Annotated in this window: 16 protein-coding genes; 2 read left to right on the forward strand and 14 right to left on the reverse strand. The window is 55.4% G+C overall.

Features of this window, described 5'->3' with window-relative positions; genetic code table 11:
- Positions 1–18: 18 nt before the first annotated feature.
- From nusB to RBH33_RS03775, 8 genes are all read right to left on the reverse strand, one after another.
- Entirely contained in the window at positions 19–477 is a 459-nt protein-coding gene (gene nusB / locus RBH33_RS03740; protein ID WP_306730793.1) for a transcription antitermination factor NusB, read from the reverse strand.
- On the reverse strand, positions 477–947 hold the full coding sequence (ribH, locus tag RBH33_RS03745) for a 6,7-dimethyl-8-ribityllumazine synthase (RefSeq protein ID WP_306730794.1): 471 nt from the start codon (positions 945–947) through the stop codon (positions 477–479). Before ribH ends, nusB begins: the two co-directional genes overlap by 1 nt.
- A 50-nt stretch (positions 948–997) precedes the next feature.
- A complete protein-coding gene (ribBA, locus tag RBH33_RS03750; protein WP_306730795.1) occupies positions 998–2,116 on the reverse strand; it encodes a bifunctional 3,4-dihydroxy-2-butanone-4-phosphate synthase/GTP cyclohydrolase II in 1,119 nt (372 codons plus the stop codon).
- A gap of 36 nt (positions 2,117–2,152) precedes the next feature.
- The gene (locus RBH33_RS03755; RefSeq protein WP_306730796.1) at positions 2,153–2,818 is read right to left on the reverse strand and encodes a riboflavin synthase; all 666 of its coding nucleotides are present in this window, start codon (positions 2,816–2,818) and stop codon (positions 2,153–2,155) included.
- A gap of 108 nt (positions 2,819–2,926) precedes the next feature.
- Complete coding sequence (gene ribD / locus RBH33_RS03760; protein WP_306730797.1) at positions 2,927–4,042, reverse strand: bifunctional diaminohydroxyphosphoribosylaminopyrimidine deaminase/5-amino-6-(5-phosphoribosylamino)uracil reductase RibD; 1,116 nt, start codon at positions 4,040–4,042, stop codon at positions 2,927–2,929.
- Between the two features lie 4 nt (positions 4,043–4,046).
- Positions 4,047–4,541, reverse strand: coding sequence for a transcriptional regulator NrdR (nrdR, locus tag RBH33_RS03765; RefSeq protein WP_306730798.1), 495 nt, complete (start codon positions 4,539–4,541; stop codon positions 4,047–4,049).
- Between the two features lie 81 nt (positions 4,542–4,622).
- On the reverse strand, positions 4,623–5,342 hold the full coding sequence (locus tag RBH33_RS03770) for a FadR/GntR family transcriptional regulator (RefSeq protein ID WP_306730799.1): 720 nt from the start codon (positions 5,340–5,342) through the stop codon (positions 4,623–4,625).
- Positions 5,343–5,748: 406 nt separating this feature from the next.
- Entirely contained in the window at positions 5,749–6,813 is a 1,065-nt protein-coding gene (locus tag RBH33_RS03775) for an aldose epimerase family protein (RefSeq protein ID WP_306730800.1), read from the reverse strand.
- A gap of 253 nt (positions 6,814–7,066) precedes the next feature.
- Here RBH33_RS03775 and mgtE point away from each other — a divergent pair, with 253 nt between their 5' ends.
- On the forward strand, positions 7,067–8,431 hold the full coding sequence (gene mgtE / locus RBH33_RS03780) for a magnesium transporter (RefSeq protein ID WP_306730801.1): 1,365 nt from the start codon (positions 7,067–7,069) through the stop codon (positions 8,429–8,431).
- Positions 8,432–8,543: 112 nt separating this feature from the next.
- Positions 8,544–10,844: a heavy metal translocating P-type ATPase gene (locus tag RBH33_RS03785; RefSeq protein WP_306730802.1), complete on the forward strand. Its 2,301-nt coding sequence runs from the start codon at positions 8,544–8,546 to the stop codon at positions 10,842–10,844.
- Here the strand turns inward: RBH33_RS03785 and RBH33_RS03790 are convergent.
- The 6 genes from RBH33_RS03790 to araA form a co-directional block, all read right to left on the reverse strand.
- Positions 10,826–11,380, reverse strand: coding sequence for a hypothetical protein (locus tag RBH33_RS03790; RefSeq protein WP_306730803.1), 555 nt, complete (start codon positions 11,378–11,380; stop codon positions 10,826–10,828). The two genes, RBH33_RS03785 and RBH33_RS03790, sit on opposite strands and share 19 nt — an antisense overlap.
- Before the next feature lie 158 nt (positions 11,381–11,538).
- Positions 11,539–14,376, reverse strand: a complete 2,838-nt coding sequence (locus tag RBH33_RS03795; RefSeq protein WP_306730804.1) for a TonB-dependent receptor — start codon at positions 14,374–14,376, stop codon at positions 11,539–11,541.
- 480 nt (positions 14,377–14,856) lie between these two features.
- The gene (locus tag RBH33_RS03800; protein ID WP_306730805.1) at positions 14,857–15,882 is read right to left on the reverse strand and encodes an arabinan endo-1,5-alpha-L-arabinosidase; all 1,026 of its coding nucleotides are present in this window, start codon (positions 15,880–15,882) and stop codon (positions 14,857–14,859) included.
- A gap of 38 nt (positions 15,883–15,920) precedes the next feature.
- On the reverse strand, positions 15,921–16,868 hold the full coding sequence (locus RBH33_RS03805) for a glycoside hydrolase family 43 protein (protein ID WP_306730806.1): 948 nt from the start codon (positions 16,866–16,868) through the stop codon (positions 15,921–15,923).
- Positions 16,869–16,885: 17 nt separating this feature from the next.
- Entirely contained in the window at positions 16,886–18,292 is a 1,407-nt protein-coding gene (locus tag RBH33_RS03810) for an MFS transporter (RefSeq protein ID WP_306730807.1), read from the reverse strand.
- A 121-nt stretch (positions 18,293–18,413) separates the two neighbouring features.
- Positions 18,414–19,919 carry an L-arabinose isomerase gene (gene araA, locus RBH33_RS03815; RefSeq protein ID WP_306730808.1) on the reverse strand — a complete coding sequence of 502 codons (1,506 nt, stop codon included), beginning with the start codon at positions 19,917–19,919 and terminating at the stop codon, positions 18,414–18,416.
- Between the last annotated feature and the right edge of the window lie 30 nt (positions 19,920–19,949).

Here is a 19,949-nt window from a genome sequence, read left to right on the forward strand (position 1 = left end):
GTCCTGTGGGATTGGGTTTTACTTTTGCGCTTTTTTTTCCACAGCGCGCTCGGTTTCGGCGACTCGGTCTAAAACACCATTAACAAATTTATGGCTATCTGCGGCGCCAAACTTTTTTGCCAGAGCCACAGCTTCATTGATGACCACTTTGTAAGGCACGTCGATGCGGTATTTCAGCTCGTAGCTGCCCAGCCGCAATAACGCCTGCGTCACTGGGTCCAGCTCATGGGGGCCGCGATCCTGCAAGTGGGGCCGAAAGGCCTCTTCCACTTCGTACAGGCAATGAGGTACGCCGTGCAGCACTTCGTGAAAGTACTCCACGTCCACTTTGGACATGTCGTTGTCGGTGCGCAGCTCGGCTTCGATCGCATTGAGATTGGCACCGGCCATTTGCCACTGATACAGACCCTGCATAGCGTAATGGCGCGCGCGGCGGCGGCCGGCTGGCGATAAAGATGGGGAAGGTGCGTCGGCCATTACACTTTACCCAACAGTGAAACCATTTCCAGGGCGGTACTGGCCGCTTCGGCGCCTTTGTTGCCCGCTTTGGTGCCGGCGCGCTCAATGGCCTGCTCAATGGAATCCACAGTAAGCACACCAAAAGCGACGGGGATGCCGGCATTCAGGGAAACCTGGGACAACCCCTTGGTGCATTCGCCCGCCACGTATTCAAAGTGTGGAGTGCCACCACGAATGACCGCGCCCAAGGCGATAATGGCATCCACGCCGCCTTTAGCCGCGATGCGCTGGGCGACCAGCGGCATTTCGAACGCGCCAGGCGCGTAGTAGATGGTGATTTGATCATCTTTGATACCCTGCCGACGCAGCGTGTCCAGGGCGCCATCCTTCAGGCTCTCAACCACAAAGCTGTTCCAACGGCTGACCAACAGCGCGTAGCGCCCTTTGGCTGCGGAAAAATCTCCTTCGATCACTTTTATTTGGCTCATAGCAGTTTCTCGTTGTTGCCACTTAATAATGGGTAAAAATAATGGCCGGGCTAAGCATCGCCCGGCGTCAGGTGTTCGACAATTTCCAGGTCAAACCCGGACAGAGCGGTAAAACGCATGGGTGCAGACATCAGGCGCATTTTACGCACTTCCAGATCGCGAAGTATCTGCGAGCCGGTGCCCACTTGTTTGTAGACCAGATCGGGACTGCGCACGGGCTGTTTACCGGAGAGCAACCAGTCGACGCTTTCCTCCACTTCCTCGGTGCTTTCGTCGTGGCAAATCAACATCACTACGCCCGCGCCTTCCTCCGAGATTTTTTTCAGCGCCGCTTGATAGGTCCACGACGGGTGTTGGTCTTCGCCTGGCCGCTTGATGCTGAGCAAATCGCGAGCGATATCCATCACATGCACGCGCACCAGAAAAGGCGCTTCAGGGTCCACTTGGCCCTTAAGCATGGCAAAGTGCAAATCACCACGGGCTTTGTCCCGGTAGGTGCGTAACTCAAATTCGCCGTAGCGGGTATCCACTTGGCGCTGGTTGATGCATTCGACCGTTTTTTCTTTGATAGCCCGGTAGTGAATCAAATCGGCGATGGTGCCGATCTTCAGGTCGTGCTCCTGGGCAAAGGCCTCCAGGTCCGCGCGCCGTGCCATTGAACCGTCGGGGTTCATTATCTCCACGATAACCGCGGCCGGCTCAAAACCTGCCAAGCGGGCCAGATCGCAACCGGCTTCGGTGTGACCGGCGCGGCTCATCACGCCGCCGGGCTGGGCCATAATGGGGAAAATATGACCTGGCTGCACAATATCGCCCGGCTCCGCTTCGGCGTTTACCGCCGCGCGCACGGTCCGTGCTCGGTCGGCGGCGGAGATACCAGTGGTCACACCTTCAGCCGCTTCAATGGACACGGTAAAGTTGGTGGAGTAGCGCGCTTTATTGTCGGTGACCATCAGGGGCAAGCCCAACTGCTGGCAACGCTCGGGCGTTAACGTCAGGCACACCAAACCGCGCGCGTGGGTGGACATAAAATTAATGTCTTCCGCCCGCACCTGTTCGGCCACCATAATCAGGTCGCCTTCATTCTCGCGGTTTTCATCGTCCATCAGGATGATCATCTTGCCCTGACGGAGATCATCAATCAGTTCTTCAATACTATTCAGTTCCATAAATGTCCTGTTGGGAACGTTGTGGTAGCGCTGACGCTAAGCCCGATTGAATCCGTGCCGGGTGAGAAAGTCCAGACTGATGCCGGAATCTTCGCTGGGTTCGGCGGCGCGCTCCCCGAGCAGCAACCTTTCCAGGTAGCGTGCCAGAAGATCCACCTCCAGGTTAACCTGGGTACCGGCTTTGTAGCCGTCCATGGTGGTGCACTTTAGCGTGTGCGGCACAATATTCAATTCAAATTCGGCGCCATCGACTTTGTTCACGGTCAGGCTAATGCCGTCCACGGTGATGGAGCCTTTGTGAGCGATGTATTTGGCCAGCTCATCCGGGGCGCGCAAACGAAAACGCTCGGAGCGGGCATCGCCCCAGCGCTTAACCACTTCGCCAATACCGTCCACGTGGCCGCTGACGATATGCCCGCCGAGACGCGTCTGCGGCGTTAGTGCTTTTTCCAGGTTGACGGTGTGCCCCGGTTGCCATTGGCCGGCCGTGGTGTGCATCAGGGTTTCTCCGGATACATCAGCCCAGTAGCCGCGGCCGGTCAGTTCCACTACCGTCAGGCACACGCCATTAGTCGCGATGGAATCCCCAAGGGCAACGTCGTCCAGACCCAAGCCACCGGTTTCGATACACAGGCGCAAGTCTCCGCTGTGGGGTTGCACCTGAGACACCTTACCCATGGCCTCAATAATGCCTGTAAACATGGATTTTTCTCGTCAAGTGGACGCTGTGCCGCGCACAGCGAAGGTTTGAACCGTACAGATAGGGACAAAGTGTAACACCTTACCGCGCCGAGATTCTTTGTCGGCGGCTTAACCTTCCGGGTCCGGGCTGGCGGTAATGCGCCAGTCTTGGCCCAAGGCGCGAATATCCTGAATCTTCAGCGGCAGGTGCCCGGACATTTTCTCCAGGGGCAAATTGAACAGCGGTCTGGCGCTGCTGCCCAGCAGTTTTGGCGCCATGTAGATAATCAGTTCATCCAGCAGGCCGCGAGCCAAAAAGCCACCCGCCAATACGGCCCCTGTTTCCACCAGCACTTCATTGCATTCACGTCGGGCCAGCTCCACCAGCAGAGCACTCAAGTCAATGCGCTCATCCACGCTGGGCAATGCCAGGGTTTCCACATGAGCCGGCCAGCCACCCGGATCGGGCGCGCCCGCGTGCACCAGCAATATCGGTCCGCCCTGCTCCAACAATGGCGCATCCAAAGGCAGGCGCAAGCGTGAATCCAAAATGACCCGCAAGGGCTGACGCTCAGCGATGAATTCGGCGTTTTCCAGTTGCAACTCCTGGGCTCGCACCGTGAGTGAAGCGCGATCCAGTAGCACGGTTTCTATGCCGGTGATAATGGCGCAGCTGCGCGCCCGCAAACGCTGAACATCCTCGCGCGCGCGGCGACTGGTTACCCACTTGCTTTCACCGCTGGCCATGGCGGTACGTCCGTCCAAACTCATGGCCAGCTTGCAGCGCACCAATGGCCGCCCGTGTTCCATGCGTTTGATAAAACCGGGGTTCAGCGCGCGCGCCTCGTCTTCCAACACTGGCCCGCTGACTTCAATACCGGCGGCGCGCAGTTTGTCCAATCCACGCCCGGCGACTTTTGGGTTCGGGTCTTCCATGCCATACACCACTCGACTCACGCCGGCGGCGATCAGAGCGTCGCAGCAGGGACCGGTGCGGCCGGTGTGACTGCAGGGCTCAAGCGTGACGTAAGCGGTAGTACCGCGAGCGCGCTCGCCCGCTCGGGCCAACGCATCGGCTTCCGCATGGGCTTCGCCAGCGCGCCTGTGCCAGCCTTCGGCTACGCATTCAGCGTCGTCCACCAATACACAACCCACGCGCGGGTTAGGCATAGTGGTATACAGGCCACGCTCGGCGAGACGCAGGGCGCGCGCCATGTGGGCGCTGTCACTGACGGGATTGGTCATGGCTTCAGTCCTGCTCGGACTGCTTGGGTTCGGCCTGCTCTGACTCAGGCTGTTTTTCCAGCCGATCAATCTCACGGCGGAATTCGGTCAGATCCTTAAACCGGCGATACACTGAGGCAAAGCGCACGTAGGCCACTTCGTCGAGCTTTTGCAGTTGCTCCATCACCTTTTCACCCACCGTAAAGGCTTTAATTTCACGCTCGCCGGTGGCCTGCAAAAAATGTTTGATGTGGTTGATGGCGGACTCGATATCTTCAATGCTTACCGGCCGCTTTTCCAGCGCGCGCAAAAGCCCGGCGCGCAGTTTGCGCTCGTCGAAAGGCTCGCGGGTGCCGTCTTGCTTGATGATGCGAGGCATAACCAGCTCAGCCACTTCATAAGTGGTGAAGCGTTCATGGCAGGAAAGGCACTGGCGACGACGACGCACCTGGTCACCTTCGGCGACCAGCCGGGAATCAACGACTTTAGTATCATCAGCGCCGCAAAAGGGGCAATGCATAACCAGGCCTCATGGTGTACAAAACGTGCGCATCTTAGCACATTTTAAGAGCGCAACCGATTGAGGCCTTTCAAGGGTGGTTCAGAGCTCGCCGGCAGCCTCCAGCTCCTGCTCGATAAAGGTGAGCGCCTCGTCGATCAGCAACAACATGGCGGTGCGAGCACGTTCTGGATTGCGGCTTTTGATGGCGTTGTACACCTTGGCGTGATCTTCAATAACCGCTTCGTGATTGGCCTTAATGACGTTGGTGTGACGGATGCTGACATTGAGCGCGGCCTGAATAAAATCTCTCAGCCGTATGTAGAAGCGATTTTGGCTGGCAAATAGAATGCTGACATGGAACGCAATGTCATTCTTCAGAGCCTCTTCCGGCTTGTTCTCTGACTGCTTCATTCGCTCCAGGGAATCGCCAATGGCCTGAATTCGCTCATCACTGGCATAGCGCGCCGCCAGGGAAGCAGCCTCTGGCTCGATGGCAATTCGCAACTGCAAAAATTCCCGCAATACCCGCAGGGACGGGTTGCCCTCCAATGACCAACGCAGCAGGTCGGAGTCGAAAATGTTCCACTCCTGCTCGGGCTGTATGCGAATACCCTGGCGCGGACGACTGGAAATCAGCCCCTTGGCCGACAGCATTTTCACCGCTTCCCGCACGGCGGTGCGGCTGACACCAAAGTGTTCGCACAACTCCGCCTCACTGGGCAGACTTTCATCCCTGGGGTATACACCGCAAACAATCGCCTTTCCCAGCTCCTGGGTCATGCGCTGGGAGAGATTAAAGTTTCGTTCCAAAACGGCCATAGTCTTTTTCCGTGTATGAGTAGAGCGCCCACTAAGTGCTCAAGGTAGCGCTTTCATCAACAAAACTCAATAAGCACTTTATAGTATTATACGACACATATAGGGGTAGAGTCAGCCGATTTTGGGCAGAGATGAGGGGAAACCAAGTGTTAGCGGTTAGCTTTGGAGCTGAATAGAAAAAAGCCCTTTGCCGGGAGCAAAGGGCGAAAGAGACCTCGGCATATCATCAAGACTCGCTTAACTGTCGAAGCATCACTTGAAGCTCAACCTTGCAGTGAGCAAGCGGGGGCGTCCCAATACGCAGCACCCGCTCCACCAAAGCTGATAAGTGATATTATAGTACATATTAAGCTAAATGCAACCCGGATCCCAAAAGGTGCCTTATGGGCGGGGCGCTAGTGCTGGCCTATTCGGCACTAAACCGGAAGCTCATGAGCGTGCGGTAGATTTCTCCCGGGCGCAGGGTAGTGCTGGGAAACTCCGGCTGATTGGGCGCGTCGGGAAAGTGCTGAGGCTCTATGCAAAAACCGCTGTGGCGCTCAAAGCGGCGGCCCTTACCTTCCAAGCTGCCGTCGAGGAAATTGCCTGAGTAGAACTGAAAACCGGGCTCTTCAGTGAACACTTCCAGCACCCGTCCCGATTCGGGATCCCAAACTCGAGCCGCTTGCACCATGCCTTTTTCCTCGCCCCGGGCAACCACGTAGTTGTGATCGTAGCCACCATTGGCCAGTTGCAGTTGGGTATCCGCTTGGTGAATAAGCTCACCAATGGGGCGAGCTTTGCGGAAGTCGAAGGGTGTATCCTCCACTGGCTCGATTCGCCCCAAAGGAATCAGGCCCTCGCCGGCTGGGGTGTAGCGCTCGGCGTTCAAAACCAGCTGGTGATCGAGTACATTGCCGGTGCCCGCGAGATTGAAGTAGCTGTGCTGGGTCAGATTGACGGGCGTGGCCTTATCGGTTTCGGCGCGGTATTCCGTCAGCAGCTCGTTACTCTCGGTAAGCGTGTAGGTGACTTGGACGTCTAGGCGACCAGGATAACCCTGATCACCATCAGGACTGATCAAGGTTAATTCCACACCTACACCGCGCGCGTCGTTGAAAGAGCGTGCGTCCCATAATTTTTTATCGAAACCTTCCAGGCCACCGTGCAAATGGTTCGCGCCGTCATTGCACTCGAGCTTGAAGCTTTCGCCGTCCAGCTCGAAGCGGCCTCCCGCAATGCGGTTCCCCACGCGCCCGATGAGCGCGCCGAAATAAGGGGAGTCTTTCAGGTAAGGCTCAAGGTCGTCATAACCCAGCACCACATCGGCCAGCTTGCCGTCACGATCCGGCGCCCACAGGTGTGTCACTATGCCGCCATAGTTAATCAGCCGAACCTCCATGCCATGCGCATTACAAAGGGTAAATTGCGTCACTTCTCGCCCATCGGGCAGGTGGCCGAACGTAGCTTGCGAAACTGAGGAGTTTGTCATCATCCGTATCCATAATCAGCGAAAGTGAACGGCCCTTTGCGGGTCGGGCCCAGAAAAGAAAGCATGGTATAACCCCATCGCCGCGTTTGCCATCCTATCCTGCCAGTCACACCCAATTCGTATTCATTATTGGAATAAACCGCGCCATCGAGTTACCTTTATAGGTAACCGAAAGAGTTGGGTAAGCAACGCTTAACATCAGAACCATTAAAAAATGCTCGCGAGTGCGGGCGCCGCTAAGGACGATTTGCCTATGCTGTTAGACTCGGAAGCGCTAGAAGCCCGAGCAGCCCACCTGGCCAACCTGCTCACTTCTGGAGCGCTGGAGGAAGCTGCCCGAGAGCAGGATAACGTTTCACCCATGCGCATCAGCCAGACGCTAAAGGAGATGCACCCGGAAGATGTGGCCGAGTTTGTGCGCCTGATCGGTTGGGTGCGAGGCGGCAATCTGGTGGCTTATTTTCCATCGGAAATTCTGGCGCAATTTTTAAAGGTTCTGGACGCAGAAGAAGCCGCAACACTCAGCCGCCACCTGCCCGCCGCGCGCATCGCCGATGTACTGCCTTCACTTTCCGAATCACTGCGCTCGGCCGTTCTCGAGCGCCTGCCCCAAGAGATGCGCAGCTCGGTCGAGCGCCTGGAGGCCTACGAAAGCGACACCGCTGGCGCGGAAATGAGCCCGCTGTTTCTTTCGGTGCGCGCCGGCGCCACGATCAGCGCCACGCAGGCGGCCGTCCAGGCCATGCCCCCGGAACACCATCGCAGTGCCTACGTGTATGTGGTGGATGAACACTCCCGCCTCAAAGGGGTGATTTCCCTACGTGAGTTAATGCTCGCCAACCCTGGCGACTCGGTGGACAGGGTTATGATCCCCGACATTTTTGCAGTCCGGGACGACGACTCAGCCCTGGAAGCGGCCAAACGCATCCGTACCCGGGGTCTGCGCATGCTGCCCGTGGTGGATGCCAATGACCGGTTGGTGGGTGTTATCAGTATTGAGCGCGCCATGGATTTGCTGTCCAGTGAATTGGCGGGCAGCTTTCTCGGCATCGGTGGTGCTACCGAGGAATCCTTTTTTACCTCCCCCAAACGCGCCGTGGGGATGCGCCTGCCCTGGATGGCCGCCAATGTGTTTCTGAACCTGGGTGCCGTATGGGTCATTACCGGTTTTGAAGCGACCATTGAACAAGTCGCCATCCTGGCCGCCTTCCTGCCCATGATTACCGATATGGGCGGCAATGTGGGCATCCAAGCTCTGTCGGTGTCTATTCGCAGCATGGCTCTGGGCGAGGCGCGAGTGCGAGACGTCTGGCGGGCGCTGCGCAAAGAATTAATGATCGGTATGGTCAACGGACTGGCCCTGGGGCTGCTCTTTGGCGTCATTGTCATGGTGATGCAGCAAAACCTAACCCTGGCAGTGGTTGCCTCCCTGGCGCTGAGTGCCAACGTAGTCATCGCCGGGGCCGTGGGTGGCACCATCCCCTTCCTGATTAAGCGCCTGGGTTATGACCCGGCCATGATGACCGGGCCCGTGCTGACTACCATTACCGACATCAGTGGCGTGACGGTTTACTTGGGCTTGAGCACAGTGTTCCTAAGTGCCCTGCTTATCGTGTAAGGCCGATTGCCCCGTGCCGAAAAAGCGGGCCCGGTGCCCGCTTTTTTGTTGACCTTCCTCTGACGGGAAGGATTAGGCTCCGTTGTTACAGCACTAACAGCAGGAGCCGGCCATGACCACTTCCCTCCACCATGTTCCACAAAACGACGTGCACACCCTTTCCATCGAGGGGATGAGCTGCGCTTCCTGCATCGGACGCGTAGAAAAAGCGCTCGCCGCCGTACCAGAGGTGGCCAGCGCCAACGTCAATCTGGCAACGGGTAAAGCGACCGTAAGCGTAACCGCGGCGCGTGCAGACTTACCGACCGCTTTGCTGCAAGCCGTTGCGAAAGCCGGATACCAAGCCCACATTGACGGCCACACGTCCAAACAGGAAGACGACTCTCAAGAGCGCGAAGCTCGGCGTTTACGCACGGCGCTGTTGTGGGCTGCGGCGTTCACGCTGCCGGTGTTCATTCTGGATATGGGCAGTCATTTTATTCCGCCGTTTCACCACTGGTTGATGGCCAGCCTCGGACAACAACAGCTGTTCTTCCTGTTATTTGTGCTCGCCTCAGCGGTGCAATTTGGGCCGGGTTTGCGGTTCTATCAACACGGACTGCCCGCCCTGCTGCGCGGAGCCCCAGATATGAATTCGTTAGTAATGCTGGGCACGTCGGCCGCCTGGGGCTATTCGGTGGTGGCGACGTTCTTACCTCAGGTTCTGCCCCCAGGTACCGTGCACGTTTATTTTGAAGCCTCTGCCGTGATCATCACTTTGATTCTAGTGGGTCGCTATTTGGAAGCGATCGCCAAGGGGCGCACCAGTGATGCCATTCGCCGCTTGCTGCACTTGCAGGCAAAAAGTGCGCGGCGGGTTCGGGACGGTGAAATCCAGGATGTGGCTATCGAAGAGATTCGCACGGGTGACCATTTGGAAGTGCGCCCTGGCGAGAAAATTCCACTCGATGGTGTAGTGACTGAGGGCGCTTCCTGGGTGGATGAATCCATGATCACTGGTGAGCCAATACCCCTACAAAAAGAGACGGGCGCCGAAGTGGTAGGCGGGACGATCAACACCAATGGTCGGCTCAGAATTCGCGTCACGCACGTGGGGGCCGATACCGTCTTGGCGCGCATCACCAAAATGGTGGAAGACGCTCAGAACGCCCGCTTGCCCATTCAAGCGCTGGTGAATAAAGTCACCACGGTTTTTGTGCCTGTGGTCATACTGGTGGCCACACTGACACTCTGGGTGTGGTGGCAATTTGGCCCCGAACCCGCATTGACGATGGCGCTGGTGAACGCCGTAGCGGTGCTGATCATCGCCTGCCCGTGCGCCATGGGTCTGGCCACCCCCACATCCATCATGGTGGGCACTGGCCGGGCGGCAGAGCTGGGCATTTTATTTCGTCAGGGAGAGGCGCTGCAGAGCTTGCGAGACGCCTCGGTTGTTGCCCTGGATAAAACCGGCACCCTGACCGAAGGTCGGCCAGTACTGACGGATCTGATTCCCACGGAGGCCTACGAGCGACACCAAATTCTGTCCTGGGTGGCGGGTGCAGAACAACATTCTGAGCACCCCATTGCATCGGCCATTCTCAAGGCCGCCCGCGATCAGGGGCTGGATATTCCCACGACCGAAACCTTCTCCATTGAAGCGGGCTGGGGGCTGGAGGCGACAGTGGATGGAAGACGCGTCCACGTGGGCGCGGACCGCTATATGACCAAACTGAAAATTGATGTTCAGCCGCTGGCGGAGATTGCCCAAGAGCTCGGCGATCAGGGAAAGTCACCTTTATATGCGGCGATTGACGGTCAACTGGTGGCCATTCTCGCCATCGCCGACCCGTTAAAGGCGGGCAGCCGGGCCGCTGTGGCCGCGCTGCACGCCGAGGGCAAACGGGTCGTCATGCTCACCGGAGACAATCGGCACACCGCGGAAGCCATTGCCAAGCAAATTGGGATTGATGACGTGGTGGCCGAGTTAAAGCCTGGGGACAAAAAATCGGCCATACAACAACTTCAAATCAAGCAGCGGGTGGCGTTTGTAGGCGATGGCATTAACGATGCGCCGGCACTGGCTCAGGCAGACGTTGGTATCGCCATAGGCACGGGTACGGACATCGCCATTGAAGCCGCCGAGATCGTTTTAATGTCGGGCGATCTGCGCAATGTGCCCACGGCTCTAGCCTTATCGCGAGCCACCATGAACAACATCAAACAAAATCTCTTTTGGGCCTTTGGGTATAACACCCTGTTGATTCCCGTGGCAGCCGGCGTTCTCTACCCCGCCCTCGGGTTGTTGCTCTCGCCGATGTTCGCCGCAGCGGCGATGGCCGCTTCCAGCGTGTGTGTGCTGGGCAATGCCTTACGCCTGAAGCGTTTTGCCCCGCCCATAGCAAGAGAGCTTGCTCAGTCCATGAGGCCGTAAAGCTGGTTGAGGGCGTTTAGATATTCAACCTCCACATAGGAGGCACCCTCGTCCACTAAGCTGCCCCACCGCTCGACGGTACGCTTGCTGGCACCGTAGCTGGCTTCAATAAACATTCGGGTTCCGTCAAAGCCCATGGGGCAGCCCTCGGGCATCAGGTCGCACTCTTTCGCCATCAGCTCCTCATGGGATTTGAGCTCGAATAACGAAAGGGACTGGAAGCTGGTGAGTATGCCTATGTACTGAGCTTCGGATAACGATTGACGCTCTCCGTTTTGGGAGTGCGTTACAGCGTTCAGCTCCCCGATAGGCGATTGATAGACCGTCACCCCTGTCGGATCCCCGGCTGGCGGGGCCACGACTACTCGAAAGGCCGCTTCGTATTCAGTGCTAAGGGCGCATAAAGGGTTGATGCCAAGCCCGTCCAATAGATCTTTATAGGCTTGTGAATCACCGTCGCTGTCGCAGTTTATTTCCCGGGCAAAGCCGTTGACACTGAAAATTATCAATCCAAAGAATAACAGCCACTTGTCCATGGGACCCCCGCTACAGCAACATAAAAATTTTAAGTAAAACTATGACAGGGACTTTACATCAAGTCTCCCTCTGAAAGCGAAGATTCAAACGTGCAAAAAATGGCGACATAAAAAAGGGCAGCCCGAAGGCTGCCCTATCAAGGGTCCAGCGAACTGGACTAGAAGGAGAAACGAGCTCCCAGCGCAAAGGTTCGGCTAAACAGAGTGTTGACGTGGGAGAAGTACGGGCTGTCGCCGTAGCGCTCCTGAGTGAACTGCTCTGTCAGATTTGTGGCGTCAAAGGTTAACGTCAACTCGTCGGTGACCCGATAGCTAAACTGGAAGTCCAGACTCTCTTCCGGCTGACGATAGATTCCCAATGGGTTGGCAAACAGCGCAGCCTCGTTTCGATTGAGTGCGGTGTCGCGCCAGACATAGGACATCCGTACGTCGAAGCTCGGACGCTCATACGCCAGGGCTACACTGTATGAGAAGTCAGAAACCCCAAAGAAAGGCATTGTTTCTTCGCCATCGGGCTGGCCGGTTTCATCAAACACCGGAATGGTCTGCTCTGAATCCAAAAAGGTCGCACTGGTGATCACACCCAGGCCGTCCAGCTGCTCAGGCAGGTTCTCCGGGAAATAGGTGAAGCCCAGCTCGACACCCCGCAAGGTGCCGTCGGAGGCGTTGTCCGGACGAGACCAGATAAAGGTGTCCACCAGGAAGCCATCCGGGATTTCAGAGGCATCCGGCCGAATCCGCTCACGGAACGGAATGACCAAGCCATCAACCTTACGCTGAAACAAAGTCAGGTAAGTATAGCTGGCATCGCCAAAGTACCATTCAAGTGACAAATCCAAATTCTTCGAAGTGGTTGGACGCAAATCCGCGTTACCACTGTTCGCCGTACCATAACCAACATTACTTAAGTCATCGTTGTAAGTAATGTTGGGGTTCAAGTCATTAAAGCCCGGCATACGCAGGGTTTCGCTGTAAGCCAAACGCAGTAACAACTCATCGCTCAGCTCGTAGCGCAGCATCGCACTCGGCAACAACTCGCTGTTGGTAGTAGTGGATTCAACGGTAGGATTGCCCGCCTGATCATAGAAAGTGTTATCGGTCTCGACATCCACATAGCGCAGGCCAACCTGACCATCCAGAAGACGGCCTGCCAACATAGTTTCGAAATCGGCGGTAGCGTAAAGTGCCGCGTTGCGCTCTTCCACTTCAAAGCTCGGAATCATTCCCAAATCGGTAGGCATGCCGTACAAATTCATGAAGTGATCGCGGTTATCCCGCAGGTATGGACCACTGGCGACGACCCAACTGCGGGGCGCTGTGGCACGACCTCTCATGAAGTCGCTGTTGACGTGATGCAAGCCATCGGTATAGGACGCAAAATCGCAGAGGGCTATATCTGGGGGATTCTGCCGATCTGGGTGGGTCACAGCGGCTTCGCAGCTCTGATTGGAAGCCTGCTCACGAACCTTGGTGGCGGTGTTCCGGTCATCCCACCGGAAACCGAAACCAATCCGCGTCAGAAAATCGAAATCAGTCCGGTACTCACCATCTACGGTAAAGGTAATGGCATCACCCGAGTCTTGACCCGCGTTGTTCCAGATTTCCGCCATCCCATACTCACTGGGATCGGTGAGATCTTTCGGCGTACCGTCGTACTCGAAGAACTCGATACCCGGGCGACCATCGAAGTTCGAACGAATTTCCGGACGCACAGCTGTACCACGCATGGCGAAAAATTCAGTCTCGTATTCGCTTTCCTGGTAAACCAACTCGGACTCGATACTCAGATTATCGGTCAATTCCCATTTACCGCCCACAGCATAGAGATAGCTATCCGTGCTGGAGCGCGTGTAGTCGCCACTTGTAAAGTTGAAGCCGTCACGAATGGTTCGGTCGCGGATAATATTGGTGCCCGGATACAAGTTAAAGGTGTCGGAGATTGAGTCAAACTCGTCACGATCAGCCACTAGGCCGCCGAGGCTTCCCCACCAATCAACAAACGAGAAGTACATATTGTTGAAACTTTCGTTGCGATAGCCGTTGTAGAAAGCTTCAAGCGTGTATTCAGAACGATCGTTGGGTGCAAACTGTAACGACAGGTTGGCCCCTGGACGCTCACGTTCTCCTGTGAAATCGTTAATGATCAAGGCATCGCGAGCAAGGTAGTAAGGGACCTCCTCACCATCAATATTCAACGTCGAGCCCGGTGCGGTCGGCAGGCCCCGATCCAAACCCGGCATCCAACCTCTCTCAGAGCGAATAAGCTCCATTGGGGCAAACCCGCCCGCGGGATCCTCAGTCGCAAACGGCATTGCTGCACCAGCGTTCATGGTTTGATCGCGGTAGCGGGTTTTCGCATAGGAGAAGTTAACCAGAGCGCCGAATTCACCGGCATTGGTTTCCCAACGGTTGCTGAACAGCCCGCTGACAACGGGATCGGTGGTTTCCGCGCGCTCTTGGTGAACGGCACGGCCAGCCAGAGACACACGCGAGCCTTCAAAATCAAATGGGCGGGATGTCCGCACATCGATGGTACCGGCGATACCGTTTTCATACTGGTCCGCCGAGCGGCTTTTGCTCACATCTATCCGCGATACCAGCGTCGACGGAATGTCCGCCAATTCTAGGGCGCGGCCCGTGCTGGTAAACATGGTGCGGCCGTTGACGGTGGTACTGACATCGGGCAGACCACGAATATGTACCGCGTTGACTTCGCCCGTGCCACGGTCGGTCACTTGCACGCCCGCGACGCGCTGGAGCGATTCGACCACGTTATTATCAGGCAGCTTACCGATATCCTCGGCCACGATGGAGTCAACTACCGATAAGGAATCACGCTTAATGTCAATTGCGCGGGTAACGCTGGCACGAAGACCGGTAACCACCACTTCTTCCAACATGCCGGCTTCGGCATCTTGGGTTTGGGCCATAAGGGGTTGTCCTGCGAGGGCGATGGCAACAGCGATGCTGCTGCTTATGAGGGAACGATTAAACATAACTCTAGCTCTCCTGAGGGTTGCGTATACACCTCGTGGCGTTTTTGTTTTTGGTAACGCCTTCTGAACGAGGTGGTTTCATTATTATTCCGCCTGGAACCCAAACAATACTATTGTATTATAACATTACCATCAAGTATTTTATTCACGTGCGTTTTGGTCGTGATTTTTGGGCAACTCGGCTTTTCAACGTGTATTTTCGCCCATCTCAAGGTTAGCGGTCGCCAACTAGCCTCAAAAAGGACCAAAACACTTTTTATTTTGTATTACAAATAAGAGGTTATTTTGCACTTTGGAGGCGATATTTTTGATTCGTTGATCATGAACTAGTCGGAAAACCGAGGCTTTTAACCCATTTGGGAACGCACTTAATTTATGGCCACTTGTGTACAACTCAGCCCGGAAGCCCTGTGCATCCATCGATAAGTGGAAGCAAGAAGACTCCGGGCTGTTGTGGACGGCCCTACGGCATTCATTGCGCTAGTCAATAAGCCGGCTTTGGTAAGTATCCAGCGCGCTTTCGTCGATGACGGGCCAGCCATCCTTCCAGGTAATTTCCGCAATTTTGAGTTTTTGCAGGCCGTCATCGGCCGCCTCGTAGGCGTGGAAGACCAGGTAGTCTGTGCCGTTGAAGGTGTAGGCACTGTTATGGCCCACGCCATACCAATCCTCGTTGCCTTCCAGAATGACGGTGCCGCCTTCATGGTTCATGTCTACACCGTCCTTATCCAAATAGGGGCCGGTAACATTCTCTGAACGTCCCACAGCAAGGTGGTAGGTGCTCTCCGCTCCCCGGCAACATTTCCCGAGGGAAATAAATAAGTAGTAGTAATCGTCCTTTTTAAAGATAAAAGGCGCTTCGATTTCCCCTGGGCCGGCTAGGGCGTCGTCTAGCAACAGCGAGCGGTCGAGCTTTGCAACGGTGTGCCATTCCTGGGGCTCTGCCGGTTTGGTCCAGGTGTCGTTCAATTTGAACATCTTCATGCCGCCCCAGAAGGAACCGAAGTTCATCCAGGCCGTGCCTTCATCGTCGACGATGACGTGGGGATCAATCGCGTTCCACATATCGCGATTGGGTATGGATTGCACAACGATGCCTTGGTCTTCCCAACCGTAGTCATCGGACTCCGGGTTCAGGGTTTTGGAAGTGGTAACGCCTATGCCCGAGGTGTTTTGGCCGAAGGCGGAGACGGAGTAATAGAGGTAATATTTTTCTTGTTCGTCGTTATAGATGATATCGGGTGCCCACAGATGACCATTGAAGCCGGGGGCGACGTCGCGCGCCCAATCGGGTTCAGTTTCAAAGGCGCGGCCTTGCAGTCTCCAGTTGATCATGTCGGTGGAGTTGTAGATGGTAATGCCAGGGCCGGTACTGAACAGGTAGTAGGTGCCGTCTTCTTTAGCCATGACGGGGTCGTGGATGCTGACTTGTTCGGCTTGTGCCGACAGAGTGAATAAAGAAAACATTAGGGTACTTATCAGGGCGAGTCGTGTTCTGATCTTCATTTGTTGAGGTCTCTTTGTTCTGTAGGCGTCTGGCTGCTTCAGTCATTTACCGATGGCTTGCCGAATACAGGCAGCCCTTCGTTATCCCACTTGATGGGCTTAACGAACGTATGGCGGTTTGGATCCCATAAGGGATCACCTTCGATTTCGGTATAAGTACGGGCGTGGTAGACCAGCATGTCGGTTTTACCATCTTCGGCGATGGTAAAGCTGTTATGGCCAGGGCCGTAGATACGGTTATCAAAATCGCTCTGGAATACCGGTTGCTGCACTTTGGTCCAACTGGCCAGGTCCAGTAGGTCGGCGTTTTCGTCAGCGTACAGCAGGCCCATGCAGTAGTTTTCATCGGTGGCACTGCCGGAATATGTCAGCAGCACGCGACCATTGCGAATAAGCACGGCGGGGCCTTCGTTGACCATAAAGCCACGAGTTTCCCATTCCAGCTCAGGAATACTTAACCGAACCGGTTTACCCTCAATGGCGTCCGGCGTGTCCATGGGGGCTATATAGAGATTTGAGTTGCCAGCGATACCGGGTTCTTTCTGGGCCCACACGTAGTAGAGCACGCCTTTGTGGGTGAAGGTGGTGGCATCCAGACAAAAGCTGTCGATGCCCGTGTCTATTTGTTTGGGTTCGCTCCAGTTGCCTTCCAGCGGATTGTCTGCCCGGGTGCTGATGCAGTACATGCGGTGCTGGAACAGATCGTCTTTAATTTCTCTAGACGGCGCCGCTGCGAAATAGATGTACCAAGCGCCTTGATTAAAGTGAATTTCGGGAGCCCAGATCAGCTCGCAGAGCGGACCTGTGTCCGGCTTATGCCACACCGCAACGGGCTCCGCTGAGGCCAATCCGTCGATGGTTTTCGCCCGGCGTAGCTCGAGCCGATCATAGGCTGGCACCGAGGCAGTAAAGTAGTAAAAACCATCGCTGTGTTTGTGGATGAAAGGATCGGCACGTTGTTCGATCAAAGTCTTAAGCAAGGTCACTGTTTCACTCCTAGTACCTACAAAGGTTGTTCGTTTGCGTAATCTTCAGACAGACCGGTTTTTGGCGGTGTTATGTCTTGCTTGCCCGCATTCACCTGCATATCGACATAGTATCGGTTGGTGATTTTGTATTTGAACATCACCAGGCCCATCAACGCATGGAAGATGCCCGGGAAGACCGTCAACATGAGCGCGATGCCCGTCACGGTAAACGCCGATTGGACCTCACCGGCTTGGTAACCAAAGTACGTCAGCAGAAGGCCGGTCACAAAACCCGCCAGCCCCATACCCGCTTTCTGGCAAAAGGAGATTCCCCCAAACGCCAGCCCGGATACTCGCTTACCGTTTTTAAACTCCCCGTAATCCACTACTTCAGCAATGGCTGACCAAAAGACTGGCGCGTGCAGATCCACGACAAAACACAACAAAATGTAAAGTACGAACGCCAACCAGACATCCCCAGGGGAGACGGCGAAGAACATCAGAATGCTCAACAAAAGCACCAGGATCTGAGACCAACGGAATAACTGCACTTTGCAGTAACGCTTGGTAATCCAGGTGGAGGCAACCATCGAGGCGATAGAGGCGGCAATACCGGCGCTCACAAACTGGCCGGCCATGATTTCGGTCCCGCCCAGGTAATGAATGGCGTAGTAAAAAGCCACGCCACCGCGCAGCGCATAGCCCAGTGTGCCGAGCACGCAGCAGGCGGCGAGAATCAGCCACTGATCATTTTTTAACAGCAGTCCCAGTTGCTCCTTAAGCGGTTTTTTGTCGACCACATGCTCCACGCGCTCTTTGGTCGTGAAAAAGCAGAACAGCAGTAACAACACACCCACAAAAGACATCAGTCCCATCGCCAACTGGTATCCTTTGGCTGAATCACCACCGCCCCACATAACGGCCAGTGTTGGCACGGAAGAAATAATGATCCAGTTGGCAATTTTGGCAAAGAACATCCGGTAGCCATTAGCGGACAATCTCTCTTTAGGATCAGCAGTGAGCACCCCAATGTAGGAGATGTACGGAATGGCAATACCGGTAAACATCAAAGTGGCAAACAGGTAGGTCACGTAGGCCCATACCAGTTTCATGTTGTAGCTGACATCCGGTGTCGTGAACAACAAAAATATCGCAAACCCGTAGGGGATTGAGAGATACAGGAAATACTGACGGAAGCGCCCAAAGCGCGACTTGTATTTGTCCGTAATAAGGCCCATCAATGGATCACTGAAGGCATCAATGAAGCGCGCCGCCAGAAACAGCAACCCCACATGAACCGGCTTTAGTCCAAAAATATCCGTATAAAAGTACTGCATAAAGAAAAACATGGCGGCGATCATTACGTTGACCGACATATCGCCAGCACCGAAGCCGACTTTTTCCAGAGTGGACAGCTTATGAACCGTTTTTTCGGACGTCATCTTGGGAAGCCTTATCTTATTTTGGGGTAGGGTGATCCAAGGGCGTTAAAAGGAAGAGGGCCAAGCGAAAATTCCCCTTGGACCCGTCCCCGGTGAGACAGGGCTCACCGGGGTATTCACGCTAAACACCTTGCTTTAAGAAATAATACGCAGAATTTTGACGCAGCTCATTCTTAAAGCTCCGCACTTTGGTGTCCTCATCAATGATAGTTGCTTCCACGCCGGCCATTTCACAGAAATCAATCACTTGCTCTATGCTTATAGCTTGAGTGTAGACGCTGTGGTGAGCGCCGCCAGCGTGAATCCAGGCGGCGCCTGCGACGGCTAGGCTGGGCCGGGGTTCCCACAATGCGGTGCCGACCGGCAGGTGCGGCAGTGGCTCTGGTGGTGTCACAGTATCCACTTCATTCACCAGAATACGGAAGCGAGTCCCCAAGTCGATGGTGGAGATATTCAGGGCCGGGCCGGGCTTGCCGGTGAAGATTAAGCGGGCGATGTCTTTCTTGATGCCGATGGTGTGCTTGTGCACTTCCAAGCGGGGCTTTTCCTCAGCGGCGATACTGGGGCAAACCTCCAGCATGTGAGCACCGAGCACTTGGTCACGCGCGCCGAAGTTGTAGGTGTAGTCCTCCATAAAGGACGTACCGCCCTCACGACCCAAGCTCATCACTTTCACGATGCGGGTCATGGCGGCGGTTTTCCAATCACCCTCAGCGCCATAACCATAGCCTTTCGCCATCAGCCGCTGTGTGGCCAGACCGGGCAGGCCCGTGAGGCCGGTGAGGTTTTCAAAGCAGTTGGTAAAAGCCTTGAAGCCGCCGTCGTCGAGGAACTTCTGAATACCCAGCTCCAGGCGGGCTTCGTTTCTCAGCATTTCCATCTGGTGGGAATCTTTCAGCAGCGCTTCTGATACCGTATAGAGCTTAGTGTACTCATCGGTGAGCGAGTCAATGTCATCATCACTGATGGAGTTGACCGCCTCAGCCAGGTCCCCCAATCCAAAGGCGTGAACTTCATAGCCGAACTGTAGCTGGGCGGTGACCTTGTCCCCTTCCGTTACGGCAACTTGACGCATGTTGTCCGCAAAGCGGGCCACTTTTAAGTTCTGCGACTCCTGCCAACCCATCGCTACGCGAACCCAGTCGTCAATTTCGGTCTGCACCCGATCAGTCTCCCAATGACCCACAACCACGCGGCGCTGTTGCCCCATGCGGGTACCGATATAGCCAAACTCGCGATCACCATGAGCACTCTGGTTGAGGTTCATGTAATTCATGTCTATTTCGGACCAAGGCAGCTCAGCTTTAAACTGGGTGTGCAGGTGCATATACGGCTTGTTCAGCGCCTTGAGACCGGCAATCCACATCTTCGCGGGTGAGAAGGTGTGCATCCACAAGATTAAACCCGCACAATTCTCATCACTGTTGGCACGCAAACAAACTGCCAGAATTTCTTCGGGGGTTTTTACCGTATCTTGCGCAACGATCGTACAAGAAAGGTTATCCGAATCAGTTAGGCTCGCCGCAATTTTCTGGCTGTTTTCCGCCACCTGTTTGAGTACACCAGGGCCGTACAGGTGCTGTGAACCGGTTACCAGCCAAACTTCTTTTTGACCATAAATTTTCATGAGGGTATCTCGCTAGCTATGTTCAGGTGA

It is taken from the genome of Marinimicrobium hydrolyticum, assembly GCF_030848505.1.
Lineage (GTDB): Bacteria > Pseudomonadota > Gammaproteobacteria > Pseudomonadales > Cellvibrionaceae > JAVDDU01.